This window comes from Agromyces mariniharenae (assembly GCF_008122505.1).
GTDB classification, from domain to species: domain Bacteria; phylum Actinomycetota; class Actinomycetes; order Actinomycetales; family Microbacteriaceae; genus Agromyces; species Agromyces mariniharenae.
Map to the genome: position 1 here is coordinate 2,741,153 of NZ_VSSB01000001.1, position 25,954 is coordinate 2,767,106.

The following is a 25,954-nucleotide window of genomic DNA, read 5'->3' on the forward strand; positions in this document are numbered from 1 at the left end:
GGCCGCCCCCGGGCCTCGAACGCCGCGCACGCGGCATCCGATCAGCCGAATCGACCCGAGACGTAGTCCTCGGTGGCCTTGACCGACGGGTTCGAGAAGATCGTCGTCGTGTCGGCGTACTCGATGAGGTTGCCGGGCTTGCCGGTGCCGGCGATGTTGAAGAACGCGGTCCGGTCGGAGACGCGGCTCGCCTGCTGCATGTTGTGGGTCACGATCACGATCGTGTACTGCAGCTTCAGCTCCTCGATGAGGTCCTCGATCGCGAGCGTCGAGATGGGGTCGAGGGCCGAGCACGGCTCGTCCATGAGGATGACCTCGGGCGACACCGCGATGGCGCGGGCGATGCAGAGGCGCTGCTGCTGGCCGCCCGAGAGGCCGGAGCCGGGGCGGTCGAGGCGGTCCTTGACCTCGTTCCAGAGGTTCGCGCCCTGCAGCGACTTCTCGACGAGGTCGTCGGCGTCGGACTTCGAGATGCGGCGGTTGTTCAGCTTGACGCCCGCGAGCACGTTGTCGCGGATCGACATCGTGGGGAACGGGTTCGGGCGCTGGAACACCATGCCCACCTGGCGGCGGACGAGCACCGGGTCGACGGCGGGGTCGTAGAGGTTGTTGCCGTCGATGAGCACCTCGCCCTCGACGCGCGCGCCGGGGATGACCTCGTGCATCCGGTTGAGCGTGCGGAGGAAGGTGGACTTTCCGCAGCCCGACGGCCCGATGAAGGCGGTGACGCTGCGGGGTTCGATCTCGAGGCTCACGCCCTCGACGGCGAGGAACTTGCCGTAGTAGACGTTGAGATCGCGGACTTCGATGCGCTTGGACACGGGTTTCCTATCTGGCGTTTCAGCGGCCGAACTTGGGGGCGAAGGCCTTGGCGACGACCCGCGCGATGAGGTTGAGCAACATGACGATGAGGATCAGGGTGAGCGCGGCGGCCCACGCACGGTCGAGGTAGGCCTCGGCCGGATTGCCCTGGTTGGCGTACTGCGTGTAGACGAACACCGGGAGCGACGACATCCGGCCGTCGAAGAGGTTGTAGTTCATGCTCGCGGTGAAGCCCGCCGCGATGAGCAGCGGGGCCGTCTCGCCGATGACGCGGGCGATGGAGATCATGATGCCGGTGGTGATGCCGGCGATCGAGGTGGGGAGCACGACCTTCACGATCGTGAGCCACTTCGGCACGCCGAGCGCGTACGCCGCCTCGCGCAGCTCGTTCGGCACGAGCCGCAGCATCTCCTCGCTGGAGCGCACGACGACCGGGATCATGAGGACCGACAGCGCGACGGCGCCGGCGATGCCGGTGCGGGTGCCGGGGCCCCAGAAGATCGCGAAGAGCGCGTAGGCGAAGAGGCCGGCGACGATCGACGGGATGCCGGTCATGACGTCGACGAGGAACGTGATGCCCCTGGCGAGCCGGCCGCGGCCGTACTCGACGAGGTAGATCGAGGTCATGAGCCCGATCGGGATCGAGATGAGCGCGGCGGTGCCGGTCATGAGGAGCGTGCCGACGATCGCGTGCAGCGCGCCGCCGCCCTCGCCGGTGACGTTGCGCATCGACATCGAGAAGAAGTCGAGGTCGAAGCGGTTGAGGCCGAACGTGATCACCGTGATGGTGAGCGACACGAGCGGGATCATCGCGATCACGAACGCGCCCGTCACGAGGGCGGTCACGAGGCGGTCCATCGCGCGACGGCGGCCCTCGACGAGCATCGAGAACAGCCAGATCGACGGGATGTACAGGATGGCGCCCACGAGGAGCGCGCCGCCCCAGTTCAGGCCGGTGCCGGCGGCGAGGGCCATCACGCCGAAGACGGCGAAGGACACGGCGATCGCGGTGCCGAGGATGATCCACGGGACGGGCGCGGGCAGGCGACCTGCGGTGAGGGAGTTGGCGATGGGGGTGCCGGTGGCCGGCTCGGGCTTCATCGTCATGGTCATCAGTTGGCTCCCGAGAATTCCTTGCGACGGCTGACGATCCAGCGGGCGATCGCGTTGACGATGAAGGTGACGACGAACAGGATGAGGCCGGTCGCGATGAGCACGTTGACGTTCATGCCGTAGGCCTCGGGGAAGCTCAGGGCGATGTTCGCGGCGATCGTGGTCGGGTTCACCGAGGTGAGGAGCTGGAAGGTCACCGCGCCGGTCGCGGAGAGCACCATGGCGACGGCCATCGTCTCGCCGAGGGCGCGACCGAGGCCGAGCACGGAGGCCGAGACGATGCCGGAGCGACCGAAGGGCAGCACCGCCGTGCGGATCATCTCCCAGCGGGTCGCGCCGAGCGCGAGCGCGGCCTCCTCGTGGAGGACCGGGGTCTGCAGGAAGACCTCGCGACAGATGGCCGTCATGATCGGCAGGACCATCACCGCGAGCACGAGCGCGGCGGTGAGGATCGTGCGGCCGGTGCCCGAGACGGGGCCGGCGAAGAGCGGGAACCAGCCGAGGTTGTCGACCAGCCAGGAGTAGATGGGCTGCACGGCGGGCGCGAGCACGCCGATGCCCCAGAGGCCGAACACGACCGAGGGCACCGCGGCGAGCAGGTCGACGATGTAGCCGAGCACCGACGCGAGGCGGCGCGGTGCGTAGTGCGAGATGAACAGCGCGATGCCGATCGAGATCGGCACGGCGAAGAGCAGGGCGAGGGCGGCGGCCCACACGGTGCCGAAGACGAGCGGGCCGACGTACGACCAGAAGTTCTCGGGGAGGATCGAGGCGTCCTCGTGGTCCGCCACGAGTGCCGGGATGCTCTGGACGATCAGGAAGATCGCGACGGCGGCGAGGGTGACGAGGATCATCGACCCGGCGAACACGGCCGAGCCCGAGAAGACCCGGTCACCGGGTCGCTGCTTCGCCTTGATGGCGGTGGGTGCGGTGCTCATCTGGCGTTGACCCTCGTGTTTCTGTGGTGGTTCGGGGACATGGTCGTGCCCGACCCCGTCGGATACCGTCGATCCTCGGGGGTCGGGCACGAGACCACTTACTGGATGGAGTCGATCGCCGCGACGATCTGCTCGCGGAGCGAGTCGGAGATCGGGGCGGAGCCGGCGGCCTCGGCCGCGTCGTCCTGGCCCTCGGGGCTGGCGACGTACGAGAAGTACGACTTCACGAGCTCGACGTTCTCCGACTCGGCGTACTCCTGGCAGCCGATGAGGTAGCTCACGAGGATGATCGGGTAGACGCCGGCTTCCTCGGTCGCGTGGTCGACCTCGATCGCGAGGTCGCCCTCCGAGCGGCCCTCGGCGAGCGGCGAGGCGTCGACGACCGCAGCGGCGGCCTCGGGCGAGTACGCGACGTACTCGTCGCCGACCTTGATCGACACCGTGCCGAGGTCGCCGGCGCGCGACGCGTCGGCGTAGCCGATGGTGCCGGTGCCGTTGGTCACCGCGTCGACGACGCCCGAGGTGCCCTGCGCGCCCTCGCCGCTCTCGAGCGGCCACACGCCGTCGGGCTCGAAGGTCCACACGTCGGGGGCGGTGGCGGACAGGTAGTCCGTGAAGTTCTCGGTCGTGCCCGAGTCGTCGGAGCGGTGCACCGGGGTGATCGCCTGGTCGGGCAGCGTCGCGTCGGGGTTCTGGTCGGCGATCGCCGGGTCGTTCCACTGGGTGATCGTGCCGGCGAAGATGCCCGCGACGGTCGCCGCGTCGAGGTCGAGCGTGTCCACGCCCTCGACGTTGAAGATCACGGCGATCGGGGAGATGTAGACGGGGAGCTCGACGATGTCGGTGTCGGGCGCGCACTTGGCGAAGCCGCCGGCGCCGATCTCCTCGTCGTTGAACGCGCGGTCGGAACCGGCGAAGTCGCTGGCGCCCTCGAGGAAGGTCTCGCGGCCCGCGCCCGAGCCCGAGGGGTCGTAGTCGATCGTGACGTCGGGGTTCGCCGTCTGGAACGCGGCGATCCAGGCCTGCTGGGCGGCGTCCTGCGAGGACGCGCCGGCGCCGACGAGGTTGCCCGAGAGCGACGAGGCCGACTCAGAGGGCGCAGCGGCGCCCTCGTTCGAGGCGCAGGAGCTGAGCGCGATCGCCGCGGTGACGGCGATGACGGCGGGCACGCCGAAACGCTTGAGGTTCACGTGATTCCCTTCCGGGGTTCTGATTGCAGGGTGTGGGCCGGGTGCCGACCCGCCTGCGACGCTAGGACTCGCGCCTTACGAGCTTCCGCCACGACGGTAAACGGGAGGTGAACGAGACTTGTCGGCTCCGGATGCCCCAGATGGGCGGTGGTTTCCGCGAGGACCGCCCGGGCGGCCGGCGTTCGCAGGGGGCCGTGACGGTGCGCGTCACGCCCTCGGCGCGTGCGTCTCGATCGCGATGAGGCCCGAGCCCGAGTTCGTGGCGCTCAGGTGCACGACGCTGAACGCGCCGGGCTCGAGCCCCGCCGCATCCGTCACGTAGGAGCCGAGCGGGGTGCCCGTCGCGAGGGCGATCTCTCGGATGATCTCGGGAAGCACGGGGCCGTGGCTGCAGAGCACCGCCGTCTTGCCCGCGCGGACGCGCTTGCCGACCACGCGGCGCACCTCGTCGTGGCCCGTCTCCCAGGCCTCCTGGCTGATGCCCTCTTCACGCTTGATCGTCATGCCCGTCGCGGCGGCGAGCGGCGCGACCGTCGTGATGCACCGCACCGCGGGCGAGGAGACGATCCGCTTCGGCGCCCATGCGGTGACGGTGTCGACCATCGCGGCGGCCTGCTGCACGCCGCGCTCGACGAGCGGTCGCGCGGCATCCGCGTCCTTCCAGCCGCTGCGCCCGACGGCCTTGCCGTGGCGCACGAGCAGGAGGGCGAACGTCGACGTCACGCCCTGGTCGACCAGCTTGGCGAAGTTCTCGAGGATCTCGACGTCGGGCTCGTAGCTGAGGTACGTGCGGGCGCGCTTGATGGTGACCCATTCGAGCGCGGCGATCTCGGCGTTCGGCTTGAAGGTCGAGCGCTGCACCGCCTTCTCGCTCACCTCGGCGGCCCAGTAGTGCACGATCTTCTCGCGGCCGCTGGGCAGCGGATACCGCGAGATGCCGAGCGGCACGCCGAGCGCGACCTCGAGGCCGGTCTCCTCGGCGATCTCGCGCACGGCGGTGCGGGGGAGCGACTCGCCCGGATCGACCTTGCCCTTCGGGATCGTGACGTCGCCGTACACCGTGCGGTGCACGACGAGCACGTGGATCCGCCCGTCGATGATCCGCCAGCAGACCGCGCCGGCGGCGTAGATCGCGGTCGTCAACGGCGCTTCCCCGTGCGGGTGCGCTGGCCCGTCCGCTGCATGAGCCGCGCCTGCATGTCGTCGAGCGGATGCCCCGCCTCGTCGACCGAGTGCCGGATCCACTCGCCCGAGCTGTCGAGCCACCACGAGCTGGTGCGCTCGTCCATCGCCTGGTCGAACTGCGACTCGATCTCGGCGAGGTGGTCGGGGTCGACGAGTCGCACGAGCGCCTCGACGCGACGGTCGAGGTTGCGATGCATCATGTCGGCCGACCCGATGTAGACCTGCGGGTCGCCGTCGTTGTGGAACGAGAACACCCGCGAATGCTCGAGGTAGCGGCCGAGGATCGAGCGCACCCGGATGTTCTCGCTCAGCCCCGGGATGCCCGGTCGCAGGCTGCAGATGCCGCGGACCCAGATGTCGACCGGCACGCCCGCGTTCGAGGCGCGGTACAGCGCGTCGATGATCGCCTCGTCGACGATCGAGTTCACCTTGATGCGGATGCGCGCCGGCCGGCCGGCCTCGGCGTTGCGCATCTCGCCCGCGATGAGCTTGAGCAGCCCCTTGCGCAGGTGCAGCGGGGCGACGAGCAGGCGCTTGAACTTCTTCTCGATGGCGTAGCCCGAGAGCTCGTTGAACAGGCGGGTGAGGTCCTTGCCGACCTGGTCGTCGGCCGTGAGCAGGCCGAGGTCCTCGTAGATGCGGCTCGTCTTCGGGTTGTAGTTGCCCGTGCCGATGTGGCTGTAGTGGCGCAGCCCGTCCTTCTCCTGGCGGATGACGAGCGCGAGCTTGCAGTGCGTCTTCAGGCCGACGAGGCCGTAGACCACGTGCACGCCGGCCTTCTCGAGCTTGCGCGCCCACGTGATGTTCGCCGCCTCGTCGAAGCGCGCCTTGATCTCGACGAGGGCGAGCACCTGCTTGCCCGACTCGGCCGCGTCGATGAGCGCCTCGACGATGGGGCTGTCGCCCGACGTGCGGTAGAGCGTCTGCTTGATGGCGAGCACGTCGGGATCGGCCGCGGCCTGCTCGAGGAACGCCACGACGCTCGTCGAGAACGACTCGTACGGGTGGTGCAGCAGCACGTCGCGACGGGAGACGGCCTTGAAGATGTCGGCATCGAGGTTCGGCTCGGTCGGCTGCAGCAGGGCGTTCGTCGTCGGCACGCGCGGCGGGTAGTGCAGGTCGGGGCGGTCGATCCGCGCGAGGTCGAACAGGCCGCCGAGGTCGAGCGGCGCGGGGAGCCGGTAGACCTCCTGGTCGGAGATGTCGAGCTCGCGCACGAGCAGGCCGAGCGTCACCTCGTCCATGTCGTCGGTGATCTCGAGGCGGATCGGCGGGCCGAAGCGACGCCGCAGGAGCTCCTTCTCGAGCGCCTTGATGAGGTTCTCGGTCTCGTCCTCCTCGATCTCGACGTCCTCGTTGCGGGTCACGCGGAACACGTGGTGCTCCACGATCTCCATGCCGGGGAAGAGGTCCTCGAGGTGGTTCGCGATGAGCTCCTCCAGGGCGATCCAGCGACCGTCCTCGATGGACTCGTCGGGGTCGACCTGCACGAAGCGCGGCAGCATCTGCGGCACCTTCACGCGGGCGAACTCCTGGCGGCCGCTGCGGCTGTTGCGCACGCGCACCGAGAGGTTGAGCGAGAGGCCGGAGATATAGGGGAACGGATGCGCCGGGTCGACCGCCAGCGGCATCAGCACGGGGAAGATCTGCCGGGAGAAGTACCCGTGCAGGTGCTCGCGCTCGCGCTCTCCGAGCTCGGCCCAGGTCACGATGCGGATGCCGGCCTCCGCGAGCGCCGGCTTCACGAGCTCCTGGTATGCCGCGGCGTGCCGCTCCTGCAGCTCGTGCGCCTTGCGCGAGATATCGCTCAGCACGTCGATCGGCGCGCGCCCGACGTTGGTGGGCACGGCGAGTCCCGTGTTGATGCGGCGCTTCAGGCCGGCGACCCGCACCATGAAGAACTCGTCGAGGTTCGACGCGAAGATCGCGAGGAAGTTGGCGCGCTCGAGCACGGGGAGGCGCGGGTCCTCGGCGAGCTCGAGCACGCGCTGGTTGAACGCGAGCCAGCTGAGCTCGCGGTCGAGGTACCGCTCGGCGGGCAGCTCGGGCGCGCCCTCGATGTCGAAGGGCTCGAAGTCGTCGTCGAAGTCGCTGGCGGTGCGGTCTTCGTCGAGGGCGGCGTCCGTCATCCCAACATCATGCCACTGGGCACGTCACCGGGGGTGAGGACCGTGTGAACGGCTCGTGACGCCGACGTCAGCGGGTGCTGACGGTCGTCGCTCCCTGGTCGTCCTCCTCGTGGACGTTGAATCGGTAGCCCACGTTGCGCACCGTGCCGATGAGGCTGTCGAGGTCGCCGAGCTTCGCACGCAGGCGCCGCACGTGCACGTCGACCGTGCGCGTGCCGCCGAAGTAGTCGTAGCCCCACACCTCGCTGAGCAGCTGCTCGCGGGTGAACACGCGCGAGGGATGCGCCGCGAGGAAGCGGAGCAGCTCGAACTCCTTGTAGGTGAGGTCGAGCGTGCGGCCGTGCACCTTGGCCGAGTAGCTCGCCTCGTCGATGACGACGCCGGAGGTCTGGATGCGCTCGGAGGGCTGGTTCGACTGCGCGCGGCCGAGGGCCAACCGGATGCGCGCGTCGACCTCGGCGGGGCCGGCGTCGACGAGCACGACGTCGTCGATGCCCCAGTCGGGCGTGACGGCCGTGAGCCCGCCCTCGGTGACGATGAGGAGGAGCGGGACGGAGAGTCCGGTGGTGCGCAGGATCTGCGAGAGCGCCTTCGCGCCGGCGAGGTTGGTGCGCGCGTCGAGGAGGACGAGATCGGATTCGGGCGCCCTGACCAGCTGCTCAGGCGATGCGGGGATGATCCGCACGCGGTGAGTCAGGAGTGACAGAGCCGGGAGAACGTCATCGTTGGCCGCCGGCGACAGGATCAGCAGCTGCGCCACGCACACCCTCCAGTAGTAAGGTGCGGTCAATACTACGTGACGCCGGACATCGGCTGTGCGAGGCGAACGGGGATTGCGATGCAGGCGGGTTCGGAGACGCGGGGCGGATGGCCCGGGATCGTGCTCGTGTGGATCATCGCGGCGGTCGGCTCGATCGTCGTCGTCTCGCTCGCGTACTCGGGCTCGGGGGCCTGGTTCGACGACCCCCGGTCGCTCGGCGTGTACGGCGCGCTCGGCATCGTCTTCGCGGCATCCGTGCTCGGCGCGCTCGTCGTGCAGCTGGCGACGCGACGACCGAGCGGCTACGTCACGCGGGCGAGCGCGAGCGTGGCCGGCGCGGCCGTGATCGTCGCCCTGGCCGCCCTCGCGGTGGCGCCGTCGGCCCTCGGGTGAGCGGGTAGACTCGGACCATGTCGCAGCTGCTCGCCCTCGAACTCCTCTTCATCGGCCTGCTCGGGTTGGCCAGCCTCGCGATCGCGTGGATCAGCGGCGTCGTCGTCTACAAGCTCTTCAAGGGGCAGCGCTGATCGCATGATCGAGCTTCCCGTCGACCTTCCGGCCGAGCTCGTCCCGCTCTCCTGGCTCATCGGGGTCTGGGAGGGTTCGGGCGTCATCGACTACAAGGTGGGCGACGAGTCGGTCACCCACGAGTTCGGGCAGCGCGTGAGCTTCAGCCACGACGGGCTGCCGCACCTCAACTACACGTCGTACACCTGGCTCTTCCCCGACGAGCCCGACGGCGACCCCAAGCCGCTCGCAACCGAGACCGGCTACTGGCGCATCGAGCGCGAGCTCGGCACGGGCGACGTCGGTCCCGGCCTGCTCCCCGCGGTGGGCGACCCCGAGTACCCCGACGCAGAGTCCGTCGAGACGCTCCGCAACGCCGACGGCGGCTTCGACCTCGAGGTGTCGCTCGTGCACCCCGGCGGCGTCGCCGAGCTCTACCTCGGCCAGGTGAAGGGCCCGCGCATCGACCTCGCCACCGACGCGGTGATGCGCACGGCGGGCGCCAAGGACTACGCCGCGGCGACGCGCCTCTACGGCCTCGTCGAGGGGCACCTGCTCTGGGCGTGGGACATGGCCGCGCTCGGCCAGGACCTGCGCACGCACGCCTCCGCGCGACTCGCGAAGGTCGACTGATGTCGGGCTCGCCGTTCCTGGCCCTCGACGGCGCGGTGCCCGCCGAGGGCATCGACGAGGGCGTGCCCGGCCACTACGGCAACCCGATCGTCGAGCAGCGACGGCTCGAGCGCGGCGAGGCGATCGTCGACGTCTCCGACCGCGGCGTCCTCACCGTCACGGGGCCCGACCGGCTGAGCTGGCTGCACTCCATGGCGAGCCAGGCGCTCGACCGCCTCGCGCCCGGCGCCTCCGCGGAGGCACTCTTCCTCGACGCGGCCGGCCACATCGAGCACGACGCCCACGTCGTCGACGACGGCGAGACCACCTGGCTCGTCGTCGAGGGGTCGGATGCCGCGCCGCTGGCCGCCTTCCTCGACCGCATGCGCTTCATGCTGCGGGTCGAGGTCGCCGACCGCTCGGCCGAGTTCGGCGTCGTCGCCGCGGCATCCGTCGCCGCGCTGGATGCCGCGTTGCCCGCGTCCGCCCCGAACGGCGTGCCCCTCGACTGGACCGACCCGTGGAGCGAGCCCGCGCCGACCGCCCACCGCTACGCGCCCGACGCCGGCCACCCGGCATCCGAGTGGCACTGGATCGAGCGGATCGTGCCGCGCGAGCAGCTGTCCGTCGCGGCCGACGCCGTGCGCGCGGGCCGAGTGCCCGTCGCCGGATCGCTCGCCGCCGAGGCGCTGCGCATCGCGGCGTGGCGCCCGCGGCTCGCGTCGGAGGTCGACGAGAAGACCATCCCGCACGAGCTCGACTGGCTGCGCAGCGCCGTCGACCTCGGCAAGGGCTGCTACAAGGGCCAGGAGACGGTGGCCAAGGTGCTGAACCTCGGGCGGCCGCCGCGCCGGCTCGTGCTGCTGCACCTCGACGGCAGCGACACGGTGCTGCCCGCGCGCGGCGACCTGGTCGTCGGCGAGAAGGCGCGCCCAGAGCCCGCCGAGGGCGAGGAGCCCGAGCGCCGGCCCGTCGGCCGCATCACGTCGAGCGCCATGCACCACGAGCTCGGCCCGGTGGCGCTCGCCGTGGTGAAGCGCGCCGTGCCCGCCGACCTGCCGCTCATCGTCGAGAGCCACGGCATCGACGTGGCCGCCGCGCAGGTCGAGATCGTGCCGGCCGACGCCAGTGCCGCGGTCGACGTGCCACGACTGCCCCGGCTCGGCGTCCGGAAGTGAGCGCCGCCGCCGGGCTCTCCGCGCGTCTCGCGGACGGGTCCCGGCGGCTCCGCGACTCGGTGCCCGCCATTCTGCAGGTCACGGTCACGGCGGTGGCGGCGTACGCCTTCGCCGTGTACGTGCTCGGCCACGACGAGCCGCTCATCGCCGCGATCGTCGCGATCACGGCGCTCGGCTTCGTGCGCGACGCCCGCCCGATCCGCGTGCTCGAGACGGTCGTCGCGATGACGCTCGGCATCGCGCTCGCCGAGGTGCTGCTGCTCGCCGCCAGCCCAGGACTGCTGCAGTACGGCGCCGCGCTCGCCCTGACACTCGCCGTCGCGCGGCTCGTCTCGGCGAACGCCGCGTTCGCCATCGCCGCCGCCGTGCAGTGCTCCCTCGTCATGCTCGTGCCGGCCCCCGCGGGCGGCCCGTTCGTGCGCACGCTCGACGCCGTGGTCGGCGGTGCGTTCGCGCTCGCGGCGACCGCGATCATCCCGCGCGACCCCCGCCGCACCGCGGTTCGCGACGGTCGACGCCTCATCGACGAGCACGTCGGCGTGCTGGGCGAGCTCGCCGACGCGCTCCGGGCAGGACGCACGGATGCCGCGGGCCGGGCGCTCTCCCGCGCCCGGGCCACGCAGCCCCTCGTGGAGTCGTGGACCGCGTCGGTCGACTCCGGACTCGCGATCGCGCGCGTGTCGCCCTTCGTGCGCCGGTCGCGGTTCGACCTCGAGCGGCTGCTCGTGATGTGCTCGGGCCTCGACCTCGCCACGCGGAACCTCCGCATCATCGCGCGGCGCATCGAGTGGGTGCTGCGCGACGGGCGCCCGCGGCCCGAGATCGCCGACGTGCACGCGCGCATCGCGACGGCCCTCGCCCTGCTCGCCGACTCGCTGCGCGACGTCTCGGCGCAGCCGGTCGCACGACAGGCCTTCTCCGAGATCGCCCGGCACCTCGACCCGGCCGCGATCCTGCCCGACGGCCCGGTCGGCGACCGGAACACGATCACGGCGCTGCGGCCCTACCTCGTCGACCTGCTCACCGCCACGGGGCTCGAGCTCGACGCGGCACGATCGCTGCTGCCGGCGGACTGAGCACGCGGCATCCGTCAGCCCGGCGCGACCGCCTCCCACGGCAGCGTGAGCTCGCCGAGGCGGGTGCGCCTCGGGCCGCCGATGACGTGCCAGCCCTCGTGCCGGAGCGTCGCGACCGCGGCGATCCACCGCTGGGACGGGCCGTAGACCGACATCGGCGCATGGATGCGCCAGGCGAGGTCGAACGCGGTGAGGAGTTCGTGGATGCGCTCGCCGGGCACGTTCCGGTGGATGAGCGCCTTCGGCAGGCGCTCCGCGACGATCGACGGCGCCTCGAGGCCCGAGCGGCGCAGGCTGATGGTGAAGGTGCGCGGGCCCGCCGCCGTGACCCCGACCCAGCTCGCGACGCGGCCGAGCTCGTCGCACGTGCCCTCGACGAGCAGGCCGCCGGGCGCCAGTCGCTCGGCCATGCGCCGCCACGCGTCGGCGACCTGCGTCTCGTCGTACTGGCGCAGCACGTTGAAGGCCCGGATGACCGCGGGCCGGCGGCCGCCCGGCGTCGGGACCTCGAACCCGCCGAGCCCGAACGCGACCGGCAGGTCGGCCGGGAAGTGGCCGTCGCCTGCGCGGGTGCGCTCGAGCTGCTCGCGCGCGGCGCGCACGCGCTCGGGATCGATCTCGAGCCCGAGCACCTCGACGTCGGGACGCGTCCTCGTGAGCCGCGCGGCGAGCTCGAACGTCGTGACGCCGCTCGCGCCGTACCCGAGGTCGACCACGAACGGGTCGGCGGCGTGACGGAGCGCGGCCTGCTCGCCGATCCATCGGTCCACGCGGCGCAGGCGGTTGGTGTTCGTCGTGCCGCGGGTGATCGATCCGACGGGCATGACCTCAAGTCTCGCAGCACCGCGGCGGCCTCCCGCGCCCGCGGCGGCGTGCGTCGCCGGACGAAACGCGGCATGGGCGCGGATGCCGCCCCGGCTAGGCTGTTCCCCATGCCTCACACGCTCGTGCTGCTGCGCCACGGCAACAGCGAATGGAACCAGAAGAACCTGTTCACCGGCTGGGTCGACGTGCGGCTCAGCGACATCGGCACCGAGGAGGCGAACCGCGCCGGCGAGCTCCTCGTCGAGCAGGGCGTGCTGCCCGACGTGCAGCACACCTCGGTGCTCACGCGCGCGATCCAGACCGCGAACATCGCGCTCGACGTCGCCGACCGGGCGTGGATCCCCGTGCGCCGGTCGTGGCGGCTCAACGAGCGCCACTACGGCGCGCTGCAGGGCCTCGACAAGGCCGAGACGCTCGAGAAGTACGGGCCTGAGCAGTTCCAGCTCTGGCGTCGCTCGTTCGACGTGCCGCCGCCCCCGCTCCCCGACGACGCCGAGTGGTCGCAGGTCGGCGATCCCCGATACGCCGAGCTCTCCGACGACGAACTGCCTCGCACCGAGTGCCTGAAGGACGTCATCGCGCGCATGCTGCCGTACTGGGAGACCGACATCATCCCCGACCTCGCCGCCGGCAAGGTCGTGCTCGTCACCGCGCACGGCAACTCGCTGCGCGCGCTCGTGAAGCACCTCGACGGCATCTCCGACGAGGACATCGCCGAGCTCAACATCCCCACCGGCATCCCGCTCGTCTACGAGCTGGGCGACGACTTCATGCCGCTCGCTCCCGGACGCTACCTCGACCCCGAGGCGGCCGCCGCCGGTGCGGCCGCGGTCGCCGCGCAGGGCAAGAAGTAACCCGGGTCGCACGGGAACGCCGAAGGGCGGAGGATGCGGCATCCTCCGCCCTTCGCGTGTCTCGAGGTGGTCGAGGCGTCTCGATACGCGTGCCGCTGCGCGGCGCGCTCCTCGACGACCGGGCCCGGGTCAGGCCGCCGACTGGTCCCAGTCGCCGGTCGCGAGGTACTGCACCATCTTCGCGATCGCGACGGCGTGGTCGGCGAAGCGCTCGTGGTAGCGGCTCGCCAGGGTCGCGTCGACCGTGTCGACGGCCTCGCCCTTCCACTTCTCGCCGAGCACCTTGTCGAACACCGAGAGGTGCAGCGCGTCGACCTTGTCGTCCTCGTTGCGGATCTCCTCGGCGAGCTGCACGTCCTCGCTGCGGAGCAGGGAGGTGAGCTTGTTCGCGATCTCGACGTCGAGCGCCCCCATCTCGGCGAAGGTCGAGCGGAGCGACTTCGGCACGACCTTGTCGGGGAAGCGGTAGCGGGCGAGCTGCGAGATGTGCGTCGACAGGTCGCCCATGCGCTCGAGCGAGGCGCTGATGCGCAGCGCGCTCACGACGATCCGGAGGTCGCGGGCGACGGGCTGCTGCCGCGCGAGGATCGTGATCGCGAGCTCGTCGAGTGCGACGGTCGCCTGGTCGATGCGCGGATCCTCGGCGATGACCTCCTCGGCGAGGCTCACGTCGGACTCGTTGAACGCCCGCGTCGCCTTGTCGATCGAGATCGCGACGAGCTCGGCGATCTCCACGAGTCGGTCCTGCACCTCGCGCAGTTCCTGCTGGAACACCTCACGCATGTAACGAAATCCTTTGCTGCTCGATCCCGCGCCTGAGCGCGCGCGGACGCACCGGTCGAATCCGGCCTCTGGCATCCTCCCTGCGGGAGGTGAACAACAGGTGCCCTGACCCTGAACACTCGTTAACCTACCGCCGTAACCTCGGGACGGTCGCCGTCGGTGCGGGCGGAGCATCCGCTCGGACTGGTTATGGTGATGCCATGGACTCCATGTGGTTGGTGCTCACGGCACTGGCCTTCGGCATCTTCCTCGGTGCCGCCTTCATGATCGTGCTGCACGTGGCCGAGCGCCGCGGTTCGAGCGCCGCCCGCGTGGTCGCGCCGACCGTTCCCGACGGGATCGACCAGGTGCTCGAAGTGCTGGAGTCCGCGGGCGTCGTGCTCGATCCGTCGAACAACGTGCTGAAGGCGTCGCCCGGTGCCCTCGCGATGGGCCTCGTGCGCCAGTCGCACCTCACGCATCCCGAGCTCGTCGAGCTCGTCGGCCTCGTGCGCCGCTCGGGGGAGACCATGGCGGAGGAGCTCGACGTCGCGCGCGGGCCCTACGGCGAGTCGACCATGCGCCTCCAGGTGCGGGTCGCCCGGCTCGGCACCCGGTTCATCCTGCTGCTCGCCGAGGACCGCACCGAGGCGCACCGCCTCGACGAGGTGCGACGCGACTTCGTGGCGAACATCAGCCACGAGCTGAAGACGCCCATCGCGTCGGTGAGCCTGCTCGCCGAGGCGCTCGACCATGCGGCCGACGAGCCCGAGCAGGTGCGCCGGTTCGCCGGCCGGCTCTCGGTCGAGGCGGCGCGGCTCGCGCACATCACGAGCGAGGTCATCGAGCTGTCCCGGCTGCAGGCGCGGGATGCGCTGCGGCCCGACGTGCTGGTGCCCGTCGACGAGGTCATCGCCGCGGCGGTCGACCAGAACCGCGTCGTCGCGGCGGCCAAGCACGTCGACATCGCGGTGAAGGCGTCCACGAAGGCGCAGGTCTACGGCGACCGCGCGCTCATGGTCGTCGCCGTGCACAACCTCGTCTCGAACGCCGTCGCCTACTCGAACGAGGGCGGCCGCGTGGGCGTCGGCGCCAAGGTGAGCGACGGGACGGTCGAGATCGCCATCACCGACCAGGGCATCGGCATCGACGGCGAGGAGCTCGACCGCATCTTCGAGCGCTTCTACCGGGTCGACCAGGCGCGCGCCCGCAACACGGGCGGCTCCGGCCTCGGCCTCAGCATCGTGAAGCACACCGTGCAGAACCACGGCGGCGACGTGCGCGTGTGGTCCAAGCCGGGGCGCGGCTCGACGTTCATGATCCGGCTCCCGGTCGCCGAGACGGCGCCCGAGCCCGAGCCCGACGGCGACGACGCGCGGCGCGAGCACGCCGCATCCCAGGTCCCACCGGCCTCCGCCGGCAAGCCCAAGCGCGGCGCACGACGTTCGTCCCGCGCGACCGAGCCGGCGACGCGCGTCGCCACCCCTGACCGAGGAGACCGCACGTGACCCGTATCCTGCTCGTCGAGGACGAGATCGCCCTCAGCGACCCGCTCAGCTTCCTGCTCGAGCGCGAGGGCTACGAGGTGGAGGTCGCCGACGACGGCCCGTCGGCCATCACCGCGTTCGACCAGCGCGGCGCCGACCTCGTGCTGCTCGACCTCATGCTGCCCGGCCTGCCGGGCACCGAGGTGTGCCGCGAGCTCCGCTCCCGCTCGACCGTGCCGATCATCATGCTCACGGCGAAGGATTCCGAGATCGACATCGTCGTGGGGCTCGAGCTCGGCGCCGACGACTACGTCACGAAGCCGTACTCGACGCGCGAGCTCCTGGCGCGCATCCGGGCGGTACTGCGACGACGGCTCGAGGTCGAGGACTTCGACGAGGCGATCCTCGAGGGCGGGCGCGTGCGCATGGACGTCGACCGGCACACGGTCGAGGTCGACGGCGACCCCATCGCCATGCCGCTGAAGGAATTCGAGCTGCTCGAGCTGCTCATGCGCAACCCCGGTCGCGTGCTCACGCGTGGCCAGCTCATCGACCGCGTCTGGGGTTCGGACTACTTCGGCGACACCAAGACGCTCGACGTGCACATCAAGCGCATCCGGTCGAAGATCGAGCGCCAGCCGTCGGAGCCCGTGCAGCTCGTCACCGTGCGCGGACTCGGGTACCGCTTCGAGGCGTAGGCGGTCGCGTCGCTCGCACGCCGGTCACGGCATGCGCGTGCATGCGCCGTCACGGATGCCGCGGCATCCGCTCGCGCTGCATCGCTCGCGCGGTCGCGCGTGCCGCCTACGGGGCGAGGTCGGCGTACTCGGGGAGGCGCGAGTCGAGCACCGGGACCTGCTTCTCGAGGCCCTCGGCGTCGCCCGCCTGGAAGAAGAGGAGCGCCAGGCCGCCGACCTCGGCGTCGAGGCCCTCGAGCACGACCTTCTCCTCGTCCTCGGAGCCGAGGACCACGGTCTGGCCGGCCTCGACCTCGATCTCGGTGACGTCGCCGCCGCCCTCGCCGACCTGCACGCCGAGCGTCGCATCGTCGGCGCCCGTGTTGACGACGGTCATCACGAGGGTGCCCTCGTCGCCGTCCTCGCTCACGATGAGGATGTTGCGCAGGTCGAGGTCTCCGACGTCGGCCGAGACGCCGTCGCTCGGCTCGTACTTCTCGGTGGTCGCCTGGTACGTGAGCATGGCGCAGCCGCTCGCGCCGAGCGCGAGAACGATGGCCAGGGCAGCGGATGCCGCGAGACGCGCCTTCACAGAACCTCCAAGAGCGTGCGTGCGCGCGAACGGATGCGAGCCCGCGCGAAGGGGATCGCTCCGAGTGTAGCCTACGGCGCAGGCGCCTCCCGGGAGGGGTGGCGAACCTTAGCATGATCCCGAATGTGATATCCTGAAAGTTGCCGAAAGGACATTCATTCATGCTTTTTGAGGTTGGCGAGACCGTCGTTTACCCCCACCACGGAGCCGCAACGATCACCGAAGTGAAGAAACGGATCATCAAGGGTGAAGAGAAGCTCTACCTCAAGCTGAACGTCACGCAGGGCGACCTCGTCATCGAGGTTCCGGCCGAGAACGTCGACCTCGTCGGCGTGCGCGACGTCATCGGCAAGGAAGGCCTCGACAAGGTCTTCGAGGTGCTTCGCGCCCCCTTCACCGAGGAGCCCACCAACTGGTCCCGGCGCTACAAGGCGAACCTCGAGAAGCTCGCCTCGGGCGACGTGATCAAGGTCTCCGAGGTCGTCCGCGACCTGTGGCGGCGCGACCAGGACCGCGGCCTCTCCGCCGGTGAGAAGCGCATGCTCGCGAAGGCCCGTCAGATCCTGATCTCCGAGCTCGCGCTCGCCGAGAAGACCGACGAGGAGCAGGCCTCGACCGTGCTCGACGAGGTGCTCGCCTCCTAGCGCGGAGCCACCGCTCACCGTCCCACCGCACCCGGCCTCGCGCCGGGTGCGGCGCGATACGCTCGAACCATGAGCGCGTCAACGGTCGCCGTCATCGTCGTCGCCGCGGGCAGCGGCACGCGCCTCGGGCACGTCGAGCCCAAGGCGTTCGTGCCGCTCGGCGCCGACACGATCCTCGGCGTCGCGTTGGATTCCGTGCTCGGCATGCACGAGACACCGCACGTGGTGGTCGTGGTGCCCGGCGACCGCGTCGACGAGACGCGCGCCCGCTTCGAGGCCGTCGCGGCCGCCGCATCCGCACCCATCGACGTCGTCGCGGGCGCCGACTCCCGGCAGGGGTCCGTCGCGGCGGGCCTCGCGGTGCTGCCCCACCTCGTCGACACCGTGCTCGTGCACGACGCCGCACGCCCGCTGACGCCGTCGATCGTCTTCGACGAGGTCGTCGCGGCCGTGCGGGCGCGGGGGCACGGCGTGATCCCCGCCCTCGACGTGGTCGACACGATCAAGCGCGTCGGCGCGCACGGGCGCGTGCTCGAGACGATCGACCGATCCGAGCTCGCCGCCGTGCAGACGCCGCAGGGCTTCCCGCGGTCGGCGCTCGACGCCGCCTACGCCGCCGCGACGACGGAGTTCACGGACGACGCGGCGCTCGCGGCATCCGCCGGCCTCGCCGTCGACGTCGTGCCCGGCGACGCGCGCGCGTTCAAGGTCACGCTGCCCGCCGACCTGCGCCGGGCCGAGGCGATCGTCGCCGAGCGCGCGTCGCGTCTCGCGCCCGCTGCGACCGAGGCGACGGATGCCGCGGCGGCCGCCGCCACCGTCGAGGAGTCCGTCGAGGCGCCCGCGATCGCCCTGCCGCGCATCGGCACGGGGGTCGACGTGCACGCGTTCGCCGACGACCCGCGCACCCCGCTCTGGCTCGCCGGCCTGCACTGGGAGCACGAGCGCGGGCTCGCCGGGCACAGCGACGGCGACGTGGCCTGCCATGCGATCTGCGACGCGCTGCTCGCCGCGGCCGGCCTGGGCGACGTCGGCGGCGTGTTCGGCACGGGCGACCCGCGCTTCGAGGGCGCGCACGGCGAGGTGTTCCTCGCCGAGACCCTGCGGCTGCTGCAGGAGGCCGGGCTCGCGGTCGGCAACGTGTCGGTGCAGGTGCTCGGCAACCGCCCCAAGCTCGCGCCGCGCCGCAGCGAGGCGGAGGCGTTCCTCTCGGGCATCCTCGGCGCGCCCGTGAGCGTCGCGGCGACGACGACCGACGGCCTCGGGTTCACGGGCCGCGGCGAGGGCATCGCGGCGATCGCGACCGCCGTGGTCGTGCCCGCCTGAGCTCGTCGCGTCACACGAGTGGCCGCGCTGCGCCCGCCGGTAGGCTTGGCGGGTGACCGTGCGACTCTACGACTCGAAGGCCCAGGCCCTGCGTGACTTCGTGCCCCTCCGCGAGGGGCGCGTCGGCATGTACGTCTGCGGCCCCACCGTGCAGTCGAGCCCGCACATCGGGCACCTCCGCAGCGCGCTCGTCTACGACATCCTGCGTCGCTGGTTCTCGTACCGCGGCTACGACGTGATGTTCGTGCGCAACGTCACCGACATCGACGACAAGATCCTCGCCGCGGCCGATGAAGAGGACTCGAAGTTCGAGGAGTGGTGGGCGCTGGCCTACCGCGTCGAACTCGAGTTCACGGCGGCGTACGCGTCGCTCGGCATCCTCGCGCCGACCTACGAGCCGCGCGCGACCGCGAGCGTGCAGCAGATGCAGGAGCTCATCGCCCGCCTCATCGAGAAGCGCCACGCCTACGCCGCGCCCGACGGCTCGGGCGACGTGTACTTCGACACCTCGAGCTGGCCCGCCTACGGGGAGCTCACGCGGCAGTCGCGCGACCACATGGAGGCCGCGGCCGACGCGGACCCGCGCGGCAAGCGCGACCCACGCGACTTCGCGCTCTGGAAGGGGCGCAAGCCCGAGGAGCCCGCGTCGGCGGCATGGGAGTCGCCGTGGGGTCCGGGCCGCCCCGGCTGGCACATCGAGTGCTCGGCCATGGCCGCCCGCTACCTCGGCGAGGAGTTCGACCTGCACGGCGGTGGGCTCGACCTGCGCTTCCCGCACCACGAGAACGAGCTCGCCCAGTCCACGGCCGACGGCCAGGCGTTCGCGCGCTACTGGGTGCACAACGGGCTCGTCAACGTCGGCGGGCAGAAGATGTCGAAGTCGCTCGGCAACTCCGTCTACGCGAGCGACCTCCTCGAGCTGGCGACGCCGCTGGCCGTGCGCTACCTGCTCGGCGCGGCGCACTACCGGTCGACGCTCGACTACCAGCCCTCGTCGCTCGCCGAGTCCGAGGCGGCGGTCGACCGCATCCGCTCGTTCCTCGTGCGGGTCGAGCGGCGCCTCGCCGGCACGCGCTTCGCGGGCGTCGGCAGCCCCGTCATCCCCGACGCGTTCGCCGCGGCCATGGACGACGACCTCTCCGTGCCGCAGGCGCTCGCCGTGCTCCACGACACCGTGCGTGCCGGCAACCAGGCGCTCGACGCCGAGGAGCTGCACGACGCGGCGAGCCTGCACGGCCAGGTCGTCGCGATGGTCGAGGTGCTCGGCATCGACCCGCGCGACCCGCACTGGGCGCCCGACGCGGGGCCCGCGGCATCCGCGCTCGACGCGCTCGTCACCCGCCTCATCGAGGACCGCCAGGCCGCACGCGCAGGGCGCGACTTCGCGGCGGCCGACCGCATCCGCGCGGAGCTCGCCGCGGCGGGCATCACCATCGAAGACAGCCAGACCGGAACGCATTGGAGCCTCGGATCATGAAGGGCAGCAGCGGCAAGTCGCGCGCCGGAGCGGTGCGCAAGAGCAGGGGCAAGCAGGTCGGCTCCGGCGGCCAGGGACGGCAGGCGCTCGAGGGCAAGGGTCCGACCCCCAAGGCGGAGGACCGCGCCTGGCACCCGGCCGGCAAGCGCAAGGCCGCCGAGGAGCGGTATCGCGCGTCGGGCGGCAAGGGCAAGCCGGGCCAGAAGGTCGCCGGCCAGCGTGCCGGTGCTCCCCGAGGCGCCTCGGGCGCGTCGCGCCGGGCGAAGTCGGGCGACGAGTCCGAGATCGTGACGGGCCGCAACTCGGTCGTCGAGGCGCTGCGCGCTCGCATCCCGGCGACCACGCTCTACGTTGCCGCTCGCGTCGAGATGGACGACCGCGTGAAGGAGGCGATGAAGATCGCCACCAACCGCAACATCCCGATCCTCGAGGTCATGCGGCCCGAGCTCGACCGGCTCGCGGGCGAGGGCGCGGTGCACCAGGGGCTCGCCCTCAAGGTGCCGCCCTACGAGTACGCCCACCCGATCGAGCTGCTCGACGAGGTGATCGCACGCGATGAGACGCCGCTGCTCGTGGCGCTCGACGGCATCACCGATCCACGCAACCTCGGCGCGATCCTGCGGTCGACGGGGGCGTTCGGCGGGCAGGGCGTGATCGTGCCGCAGCGCCGCTCGGTGAGCGTCAACGCCGCGGCGTGGAAGACCTCCGCGGGCGCCGCCGCCCGCGTGCCCGTGGCGATGGCCGCCAACCTCACGCAGACGCTGAAGTCGCTGAAGGAGCGCGGCGTCTTCGTGCTCGGCCTCGACGGCGACGGCGACGTGTCCCTGCCCGGGCTCACGTGGGCCGACCGTCCGATCGTCGTCGTGGTCGGCAGCGAGGGCAAGGGCCTCTCGCGGCTCGTCGCCGAGACGTGCGACGCGATCGTCTCGATCCCCATCGAGTCGTCGACCGAGTCGCTCAACGCGGGCATCGCGGCATCCGTCACGCTCTACGAGATCTCGAAGCTGCGGGCGACGGAGTAACGGAGCGGCGCTGCCCCGCCCGCAGGGCGCTGCCTCGCCCGCCTGGCGCTGCCTCGCCCGCCCGGCGCTGCCTCGCCCGCCCGCGGCTGTCAAGGCCTCGATCGGGCGCGCCCGCCCACGTAACGTCGCTCGGCATGAGCGACCGCATGGACGAGATCCGGGACGACCGAGCCGCAGACCGAGCCGAGGCCGAACGCACGCCGGCCGCGGTCACGCGAGCCGAGCTCGCGGATCCGCCGCCCGACTCCGAGGACGAGCGCGAGCTCATCACGAAACTCGTCACGGGTGCCGACACGGCGCTCCTCACGAGCCGTGGCGCCGACGGCACGCTGCACGCGCGACCGCTCGCGGTGCTGCAGAAGGACTTCGACGGCATCGTGCGGTTCCTCGTGCAGCATCCGAGTGAGAAGACGCTCGAGATCGAGGCGGATCCCGTCGTGAACGTCTCGTTCGCGTCGCGCCACGGCTACCTGTCGATCGCCGGCCGGGCCTCGGTCGTGCGCGACGACGCCCTCGTCGACGAGCTGTGGAATCCCGCCGCGGAGGCGTGGTTCCCGCAGGGCAGGGACGACCCGCGCATCGCCGTCGTCGAGGTCGCCGGGGACGGCGCCGAGTACTGGGCGAAGACCGAGCCGGGCGTGTTCTCGCTCGTCAAGGCCGCCGCGGCGATCGTGACCCGTCGCCCGCCCGACATCGGCGAGAACCGCAGCGTCGCGCTCTGAGGGAAGTCTGAGCCGGCTCACTCCCGCAACGCGGCCGCCAGCAGTCCCACGTTGGCCGGGTCGGGGTCGAGCTCGCCGCGCTCGATGCGGTGGCCCAGCTCGACGACCGCGCGGTTCACCGGGGTGGGCACCCCGAGCCGTGCGCCCTCGGTGACGACCGCGCCGTTGAGGTCGTCGACCTCGCTGCGTCGGCCCTTGCGCCAGTCCTGCAGCACGGTCGTCGTGGCGCCCGGCACGACGAACCGGTCGTAGAGCACGTCGAGCATGGTCTCGACGACCTGGTCGGGTCGGTCGAGGTCGGATGCCCCGAGCCCGAAGATCGGCAGGATGTCGCGTCCGCCCGCCCGTCCGACGTCGAGCGCCTCCTGCCCGGCGCGGAGCATGAGGTCGCGCAGGCCGGGCACGGCGATCGCATCGAGCATCGGCAGCCCGAGGCTCGCCGTCGTGACGAGGGTGGTGGCGTTGCTCACGAGCTTCATCCACTTCGCGGCGGCGATGTCGTCGAGGCGTTCGACCGTGCCCGAGTGCGCGAGCAGTGCGGCGACCGCACCGCCGGCCGGGCGGGCGTCGACCGCGAACCAGGAGCGCGCGGGCGGCGTGTGCCGGTGCACGGTGCCCGGCTCGGTCATGGTCGCCGACACCTCGATGACGGTGCCCACGGCCCGGTCGGGCCCGACCACCCGCGCGACGGCCTCGGTCGTCATGCCGTTCTGCACCGCGGCGACGACGCCGCCGTCGGCGAGCACCGGCCGGATGAGCTGCGTCGCCCATTCCGAGTCGTACGCCTTCATCACGAGCAGCACGACGTCGAACGGATGCCGCAGCGTCGCGACCTCGCACAGGTGCACGACCCGCGGCCGCACCTCGAGGTCGCCGTCGGCCATGCGGATCACGAGTCCCCGCTCGCGCATCGCCTCGACGTGCGCCGGCCACTGCTCGACCAACGTCACGTCGACGCCGGCCGCGGTGAGGTCGGCGCCGATCGAGGCGCCGTTCGCGCCCGCGCCGAGCACCGCGACGCGCAGGTCGGTCCCACCATCGGTCATGCCGTCTCCTTCGATCGGCCCGGGAATCACGCGTACACGCCGGGGCTACAGTCACATTGAACACCCGGGCAAGAAACGGTTGCAAACGGCCCATGAACGGGGGCAGAGTGTTGATTGCAGCTGAACATTCTCGAAGAGGAGAAGTGATGAGCGCAGCCGATGCGGCCTCCGCCCGAGCCCCCCGTCCCGACGAGTTCACCGCGGATCGACCGTTCGTCTTCCGCAATGCGACCGTCATCACCGTCGACTCGCCCGGCGTCATCGAGGGCGGCGACGTCCTCGTGCGCGGCGACGCGATCGAGGCCGTCGGCCCGTCGCTCGAGGTGCCGGAGGGCACGCTCGAGATCGACGCGTCGGGCGGCATCCTGACCCCCGGCTTCGTCGACTCGCACCGCCACATGTGGCAGACCGCGCTGCGCGGCTACGGCGGCGATTGGGCCCTCAGCCAGTACTTCGTCTTCTACTACCTGCAGTGGGGCGAGGTGTTCCGCCCCGAGGACGTGTACGCCGGCAACCTGCTGAGCGCGCTCGAGTCGGTCGACACGGGCGTGACCACGACGCTCGACTGGTCGCACGGCCTGCGCAACCCCGACTACGGCGAGGCCGCCCTCGCCGCGCTGCGCGAGATCCCGGGCCGGTTCGTCCTGGCCTACGGCAACTACCTGGCCGGGCCGTGGGAGTGGTCGAACACCCCGGAGTTCCGGAAGTTCGTGTCCGACAACTTCTCGTCGCCCGACGACATGATGCGCCTGCAGCTCGCGTTCGACGTGCCGGGCTCCGCCGAGTTCCCCGAGCGCGCCGCGTTCGAGGCCGCGCGGGAGCTCGGACTCCGGGTCACCACGCACGCCGGCGTCTGGGGCGCCACGACCGACACCGCGATCACGCAGATGTACGACGCGGGCTTCATGACGCCCGAGATCACGTACGTGCACGCGGCATCCCTCAACGAGCAGAGCTACCAGAAGATCGCCGCGACCGGGGGCACCATCTCGGTGGCGACCGAGTCGGAGCAGAGCGCGGGGCAGGGCTACCCGTCGAGCTGGGTGGCGCGCCGCTACGGCATCCCGACCTCGATCTCGATGGACACGAGCGTCTGGTGGAGCGCCGACTTCTTCTCGGCGATGCGGGCGACGCTGAGCGCCGACCGCTCGCGCGACCACCTCGAGGCGCACGCGGTGAACGAGACGATCGTCGCCAATCGCCTGCGCGCGGAGGACGTCGTGCGCATGGCGACCATGGGCGGCGCGAAGGCGCTCGGCATGGAGGACGTCATCGGGTCGATCACGCCCGGGAAGAAAGCCGACCTGCTGCTCATCAAGAACGACGACTCCCCGGCGATGACGCCGATCCTGCACCCCTATGCGCACGTCGTGTACCAGGCGGGCACGGCCGACGTGCACACCGTGGTCGTGAACGGACGCGTCGTGAAGTACGCGGGCAAGCGCATCGGGCTGGAGCTGGCGCCGATCGCCGACAAGGTCGCGGCATCGGTCGAGTACGTGCGCTCGAAGCTCGGCGACCAGGCCTGGGACGAGGGCATGCACCCCGAGCTGCCGCCGGCCGAGCAGATCGAGAACCCCTACACCTACACCGAGGGCGACGCCCACGTGACGGCGGCGACGGGAGACCGATGATCCTGCATCTCGCCGCGTTCACCTGGAAGGACGACGTCACCGCCGACGACATCGCCGAGCTCACCTCGCAGCTGCGCGACATGGCCGCGCAGATCCCCGAGCTGCAGTCGTACCACTGCGGGCCCAACCTGCGGGTGCGGCCGAGCCCGGCCGACTACGGCGTCGCCGCGATGGTGGAGGACGCGCGGGCGCTCGAGGCCTACCTCGACGCGCCGGCGCACGCCGCCGTCTACGAACGCCTGCTCGGCCGCATGATCGCCGACCGCGTGGCGGTGCAGCTCGAGCTGGGTGCGGACGCCGGCCCGTGACCGGGACCATGCGTGCGGCGGTCCTCCACGCGGCGGGCGACCTGCGCATGGAGGACCGGGAGGTGCCCAGCCCCGGGCCCGGCGAGGTGCTCGTGCGCGTGGCGGTCTGCGGCGTGTGCGGCACCGACGCGACCGAGTACGACCGCGGGCCGGTGCTCACGGTGCCGCCGGTCGTGCTCGGGCACGAGTTCGCGGGCGTCGTCGAGGCGGTCGGCGAGGGCGTCGACGGGCTCGCGCCGGGCGCGGTCGTCGTCTGCGGCGCGGGCGTCAGCTGCGGCACCTGCAAGCGCTGCCGTGAGGGTCGCACGAACCTCTGCCGGGAGTACCGCACGCTCGGCCTGCAGCTCGACGGCGGGCTCGCGGGCTACGTCGTGGCGCCAGCCGGCATCCTCCTCGACGTCTCGGGCTCGGGACTGTCGCTCGACACGCTCGGCCTCGTGCAGCCCATGGCCATCGCGGTGCACGTCGTGTCGCGCAGCGGCCTGCATGCGGGTCAGGACGCCGTGGTCGTCGGGGTCGGCGGCATCGGCTCGTTCATCACGTTCGCGGCCGCGGCATCCGGTGCCCGCGTCGTCGCGGTCGACCGCAGCCCCGCCCGGCTGGAGCTCGCGCGGTCGCTCGGCGCGTCCGACGCGGTGCTCGCCGACGAGCCGCTGCCCGACCGGCTCCGGCGGCTCGGCGTGGAGCCCGACGTGCTCTTCGAGGTCAGCGGTTCGCCCGACGGGCTCGAGGCCGTGTTCGCCGCGGCGGTGCCCGGCTCGGTCATCGTGCCCGTCGGCGTGCAGAAGACCGAGGTCGCCGCGCCGTTCGGATCGTGGACCCTGCGCGAGCTCGCCGTCGTGGGCAGCGTCGCCCACGTGTTCGCGACCGACGTGCCCGAGGCGGTGCGGCTGCTCGGCACCCGACCCGATTGGTCGGACCTCGCCGCGGAGGTGCTCCCGCTCGACGGACTCGTCGACGATGCGCTCGCCCCGCTGCTGCGCGGCGGCGCCCGCCAGATCAAGACGCTCATCGACCCGTGGATCGCCGCCCCCCGGCCGGCCGTGCACACCCGGTCGTGAGGGGGAC

Annotated in this window: 26 protein-coding genes; 15 read left to right on the forward strand and 11 right to left on the reverse strand. The window is 71.6% G+C overall.

What is annotated here, in order from left to right; all coding sequences use genetic code 11:
* Window positions 1-41: 41 nt before the first annotated feature.
* The 7 genes from pstB to FYC51_RS12715 all read right to left on the reverse strand — a co-directional run bounded on the left by pstB (window position 42) and on the right by FYC51_RS12715 (window position 8,137).
* On the reverse strand, window positions 42-821 hold the full coding sequence (pstB, locus tag FYC51_RS12685) for a phosphate ABC transporter ATP-binding protein PstB (protein WP_148733931.1): 780 nt from the start codon (window positions 819-821) through the stop codon (window positions 42-44).
* A 19-nt stretch (window positions 822-840) separates the two neighbouring features.
* Window positions 841-1,935 (reverse strand): phosphate ABC transporter permease PstA, encoded by a 1,095-nt coding sequence (gene pstA, locus FYC51_RS12690; RefSeq protein WP_148733932.1) that lies wholly within the window; start codon window positions 1,933-1,935, stop codon window positions 841-843.
* Window positions 1,935-2,873: a phosphate ABC transporter permease subunit PstC gene (gene pstC, locus FYC51_RS12695; RefSeq protein WP_148733933.1), complete on the reverse strand. Its 939-nt coding sequence runs from the start codon at window positions 2,871-2,873 to the stop codon at window positions 1,935-1,937. Before pstC ends, pstA begins: the two co-directional genes overlap by 1 nt.
* A gap of 98 nt (window positions 2,874-2,971) precedes the next feature.
* The gene (locus FYC51_RS12700; RefSeq protein WP_148733934.1) at window positions 2,972-4,063 is read right to left on the reverse strand and encodes a phosphate ABC transporter substrate-binding protein PstS; all 1,092 of its coding nucleotides are present in this window, start codon (window positions 4,061-4,063) and stop codon (window positions 2,972-2,974) included.
* 207 nt (window positions 4,064-4,270) lie between these two features.
* Window positions 4,271-5,206, reverse strand: coding sequence for an NUDIX hydrolase (locus FYC51_RS12705; protein ID WP_148733935.1), 936 nt, complete (start codon window positions 5,204-5,206; stop codon window positions 4,271-4,273).
* The gene (locus tag FYC51_RS12710; protein ID WP_148733936.1) at window positions 5,203-7,377 is read right to left on the reverse strand and encodes an RNA degradosome polyphosphate kinase; all 2,175 of its coding nucleotides are present in this window, start codon (window positions 7,375-7,377) and stop codon (window positions 5,203-5,205) included. Before FYC51_RS12710 ends, FYC51_RS12705 begins: the two co-directional genes overlap by 4 nt.
* A gap of 67 nt (window positions 7,378-7,444) precedes the next feature.
* Window positions 7,445-8,137, reverse strand: a complete 693-nt coding sequence (locus FYC51_RS12715) for a response regulator transcription factor (protein WP_148733937.1) — start codon at window positions 8,135-8,137, stop codon at window positions 7,445-7,447.
* Between the two features lie 78 nt (window positions 8,138-8,215).
* On the opposite strand from FYC51_RS12715, the gene FYC51_RS12720 reads away from it, so the two are divergent.
* From FYC51_RS12720 to FYC51_RS12735, 4 genes are all read left to right on the forward strand, one after another.
* Window positions 8,216-8,530 carry a hypothetical protein gene (locus FYC51_RS12720; protein ID WP_148733938.1) on the forward strand — a complete coding sequence of 105 codons (315 nt, stop codon included), beginning with the start codon at window positions 8,216-8,218 and terminating at the stop codon, window positions 8,528-8,530.
* Window positions 8,531-8,668: 138 nt separating this feature from the next.
* Window positions 8,669-9,277 (forward strand): nitrobindin family protein, encoded by a 609-nt coding sequence (locus tag FYC51_RS12725; protein ID WP_148733939.1) that lies wholly within the window; start codon window positions 8,669-8,671, stop codon window positions 9,275-9,277.
* Complete coding sequence (ygfZ, locus tag FYC51_RS12730) at window positions 9,277-10,434, forward strand: CAF17-like 4Fe-4S cluster assembly/insertion protein YgfZ (RefSeq protein ID WP_148733940.1); 1,158 nt, start codon at window positions 9,277-9,279, stop codon at window positions 10,432-10,434. Before FYC51_RS12725 ends, ygfZ begins: the two co-directional genes overlap by 1 nt.
* 59 nt (window positions 10,435-10,493) lie before the next feature.
* The gene (locus FYC51_RS12735; RefSeq protein WP_187432612.1) at window positions 10,494-11,510 is read left to right on the forward strand and encodes an FUSC family protein; all 1,017 of its coding nucleotides are present in this window, start codon (window positions 10,494-10,496) and stop codon (window positions 11,508-11,510) included.
* A 14-nt stretch (window positions 11,511-11,524) separates the two neighbouring features.
* On the opposite strand, the gene FYC51_RS12740 is transcribed toward FYC51_RS12735, so the two are convergent.
* Window positions 11,525-12,334 (reverse strand): class I SAM-dependent methyltransferase, encoded by an 810-nt coding sequence (locus FYC51_RS12740; RefSeq protein WP_148733942.1) that lies wholly within the window; start codon window positions 12,332-12,334, stop codon window positions 11,525-11,527.
* A gap of 108 nt (window positions 12,335-12,442) precedes the next feature.
* On the opposite strand from FYC51_RS12740, the gene FYC51_RS12745 reads away from it, so the two are divergent.
* Window positions 12,443-13,189, forward strand: coding sequence for a phosphoglyceromutase (locus FYC51_RS12745; protein WP_148733943.1), 747 nt, complete (start codon window positions 12,443-12,445; stop codon window positions 13,187-13,189).
* A gap of 129 nt (window positions 13,190-13,318) precedes the next feature.
* On the opposite strand, the gene phoU is transcribed toward FYC51_RS12745, so the two are convergent.
* Window positions 13,319-13,972, reverse strand: coding sequence for a phosphate signaling complex protein PhoU (gene phoU, locus FYC51_RS12750; protein ID WP_148733944.1), 654 nt, complete (start codon window positions 13,970-13,972; stop codon window positions 13,319-13,321).
* A gap of 200 nt (window positions 13,973-14,172) precedes the next feature.
* On the opposite strand from phoU, the gene FYC51_RS12755 reads away from it, so the two are divergent.
* Window positions 14,173-15,459 (forward strand): sensor histidine kinase, encoded by a 1,287-nt coding sequence (locus tag FYC51_RS12755; RefSeq protein WP_148733945.1) that lies wholly within the window; start codon window positions 14,173-14,175, stop codon window positions 15,457-15,459.
* The gene (locus tag FYC51_RS12760) at window positions 15,456-16,136 is read left to right on the forward strand and encodes a response regulator transcription factor (RefSeq protein WP_148733946.1); all 681 of its coding nucleotides are present in this window, start codon (window positions 15,456-15,458) and stop codon (window positions 16,134-16,136) included. Before FYC51_RS12755 ends, FYC51_RS12760 begins: the two co-directional genes overlap by 4 nt.
* 106 nt (window positions 16,137-16,242) lie before the next feature.
* On the opposite strand, the gene FYC51_RS12765 is transcribed toward FYC51_RS12760, so the two are convergent.
* Window positions 16,243-16,707, reverse strand: coding sequence for a hypothetical protein (locus tag FYC51_RS12765; protein WP_148733947.1), 465 nt, complete (start codon window positions 16,705-16,707; stop codon window positions 16,243-16,245).
* 161 nt (window positions 16,708-16,868) lie between these two features.
* Between FYC51_RS12765 and FYC51_RS12770 the strand changes: the two genes are divergently transcribed.
* From FYC51_RS12770 to FYC51_RS12790, 5 genes are all read left to right on the forward strand, one after another.
* A complete protein-coding gene (locus FYC51_RS12770; RefSeq protein ID WP_056734541.1) occupies window positions 16,869-17,351 on the forward strand; it encodes a CarD family transcriptional regulator in 483 nt (160 codons plus the stop codon).
* Window positions 17,352-17,420: 69 nt separating this feature from the next.
* Window positions 17,421-18,677: a 2-C-methyl-D-erythritol 4-phosphate cytidylyltransferase gene (gene ispD / locus FYC51_RS12775; RefSeq protein ID WP_148733948.1), complete on the forward strand. Its 1,257-nt coding sequence runs from the start codon at window positions 17,421-17,423 to the stop codon at window positions 18,675-18,677.
* Window positions 18,678-18,729: 52 nt separating this feature from the next.
* Window positions 18,730-20,154, forward strand: a complete 1,425-nt coding sequence (cysS, locus tag FYC51_RS12780; RefSeq protein WP_148733949.1) for a cysteine--tRNA ligase — start codon at window positions 18,730-18,732, stop codon at window positions 20,152-20,154.
* On the forward strand, window positions 20,151-21,176 hold the full coding sequence (gene rlmB / locus FYC51_RS12785) for a 23S rRNA (guanosine(2251)-2'-O)-methyltransferase RlmB (protein WP_148733950.1): 1,026 nt from the start codon (window positions 20,151-20,153) through the stop codon (window positions 21,174-21,176). Before cysS ends, rlmB begins: the two co-directional genes overlap by 4 nt.
* A 134-nt stretch (window positions 21,177-21,310) precedes the next feature.
* The gene (locus FYC51_RS12790) at window positions 21,311-21,898 is read left to right on the forward strand and encodes a pyridoxamine 5'-phosphate oxidase family protein (RefSeq protein WP_148733951.1); all 588 of its coding nucleotides are present in this window, start codon (window positions 21,311-21,313) and stop codon (window positions 21,896-21,898) included.
* Between the two features lie 17 nt (window positions 21,899-21,915).
* Here the strand turns inward: FYC51_RS12790 and FYC51_RS12795 are convergent, their stop codons facing one another.
* The gene (locus FYC51_RS12795) at window positions 21,916-22,944 is read right to left on the reverse strand and encodes a ketopantoate reductase family protein (protein WP_148733952.1); all 1,029 of its coding nucleotides are present in this window, start codon (window positions 22,942-22,944) and stop codon (window positions 21,916-21,918) included.
* Between the two features lie 146 nt (window positions 22,945-23,090).
* Here FYC51_RS12795 and FYC51_RS12800 point away from each other — a divergent pair, with 146 nt between their 5' ends.
* The 3 genes from FYC51_RS12800 to FYC51_RS12810 are packed head-to-tail and all read left to right on the forward strand — an operon-like array spanning window position 23,091 to window position 25,947.
* The gene (locus FYC51_RS12800) at window positions 23,091-24,578 is read left to right on the forward strand and encodes an amidohydrolase family protein (RefSeq protein WP_148733953.1); all 1,488 of its coding nucleotides are present in this window, start codon (window positions 23,091-23,093) and stop codon (window positions 24,576-24,578) included.
* A complete protein-coding gene (locus FYC51_RS12805; RefSeq protein ID WP_148733954.1) occupies window positions 24,575-24,886 on the forward strand; it encodes a Dabb family protein in 312 nt (103 codons plus the stop codon). The genes FYC51_RS12800 and FYC51_RS12805 overlap by 4 nt, the downstream gene beginning before the upstream one ends.
* Complete coding sequence (locus FYC51_RS12810; RefSeq protein WP_148733955.1) at window positions 24,883-25,947, forward strand: zinc-dependent alcohol dehydrogenase; 1,065 nt, start codon at window positions 24,883-24,885, stop codon at window positions 25,945-25,947. Before FYC51_RS12805 ends, FYC51_RS12810 begins: the two co-directional genes overlap by 4 nt.
* The last annotated feature ends 7 nt before the right edge of the window (window positions 25,948-25,954 follow it).

Excerpts from the sequence above, each read along its gene's own strand:
- pstA (WP_148733932.1), bottom strand. The coding sequence starts at position 1,935 with ATGACCATGACGATGAAGCCCGAGCCGGCCACCGGCACCCCCATCGCC.
- pstC (WP_148733933.1), bottom strand. The coding sequence starts at position 2,873 with ATGAGCACCGCACCCACCGCCATCAAGGCGAAGCAGCGACCCGGTGAC.
- FYC51_RS12710 (WP_148733936.1), bottom strand. The coding sequence starts at position 7,377 with ATGACGGACGCCGCCCTCGACGAAGACCGCACCGCCAGCGACTTCGAC.
- FYC51_RS12720 (WP_148733938.1), top strand. The coding sequence starts at position 8,216 with ATGCAGGCGGGTTCGGAGACGCGGGGCGGATGGCCCGGGATCGTGCTC.
- FYC51_RS12725 (WP_148733939.1), top strand. The coding sequence starts at position 8,669 with ATGATCGAGCTTCCCGTCGACCTTCCGGCCGAGCTCGTCCCGCTCTCC.
- ygfZ (WP_148733940.1), top strand. The coding sequence starts at position 9,277 with ATGTCGGGCTCGCCGTTCCTGGCCCTCGACGGCGCGGTGCCCGCCGAG.
- FYC51_RS12740 (WP_148733942.1), bottom strand. The coding sequence starts at position 12,334 with ATGCCCGTCGGATCGATCACCCGCGGCACGACGAACACCAACCGCCTG.
- FYC51_RS12745 (WP_148733943.1), top strand. The coding sequence starts at position 12,443 with ATGCCTCACACGCTCGTGCTGCTGCGCCACGGCAACAGCGAATGGAAC.
- phoU (WP_148733944.1), bottom strand. The coding sequence starts at position 13,972 with ATGCGTGAGGTGTTCCAGCAGGAACTGCGCGAGGTGCAGGACCGACTC.
- FYC51_RS12755 (WP_148733945.1), top strand. The coding sequence starts at position 14,173 with ATGGACTCCATGTGGTTGGTGCTCACGGCACTGGCCTTCGGCATCTTC.
- FYC51_RS12770 (WP_056734541.1), top strand. The coding sequence starts at position 16,869 with ATGCTTTTTGAGGTTGGCGAGACCGTCGTTTACCCCCACCACGGAGCC.
- ispD (WP_148733948.1), top strand. The coding sequence starts at position 17,421 with ATGAGCGCGTCAACGGTCGCCGTCATCGTCGTCGCCGCGGGCAGCGGC.
- rlmB (WP_148733950.1), top strand. The coding sequence starts at position 20,151 with ATGAAGGGCAGCAGCGGCAAGTCGCGCGCCGGAGCGGTGCGCAAGAGC.
- FYC51_RS12790 (WP_148733951.1), top strand. The coding sequence starts at position 21,311 with ATGAGCGACCGCATGGACGAGATCCGGGACGACCGAGCCGCAGACCGA.
- FYC51_RS12795 (WP_148733952.1), bottom strand. The coding sequence starts at position 22,944 with ATGACCGATGGTGGGACCGACCTGCGCGTCGCGGTGCTCGGCGCGGGC.
- FYC51_RS12800 (WP_148733953.1), top strand. The coding sequence starts at position 23,091 with ATGAGCGCAGCCGATGCGGCCTCCGCCCGAGCCCCCCGTCCCGACGAG.
- FYC51_RS12805 (WP_148733954.1), top strand. The coding sequence starts at position 24,575 with ATGATCCTGCATCTCGCCGCGTTCACCTGGAAGGACGACGTCACCGCC.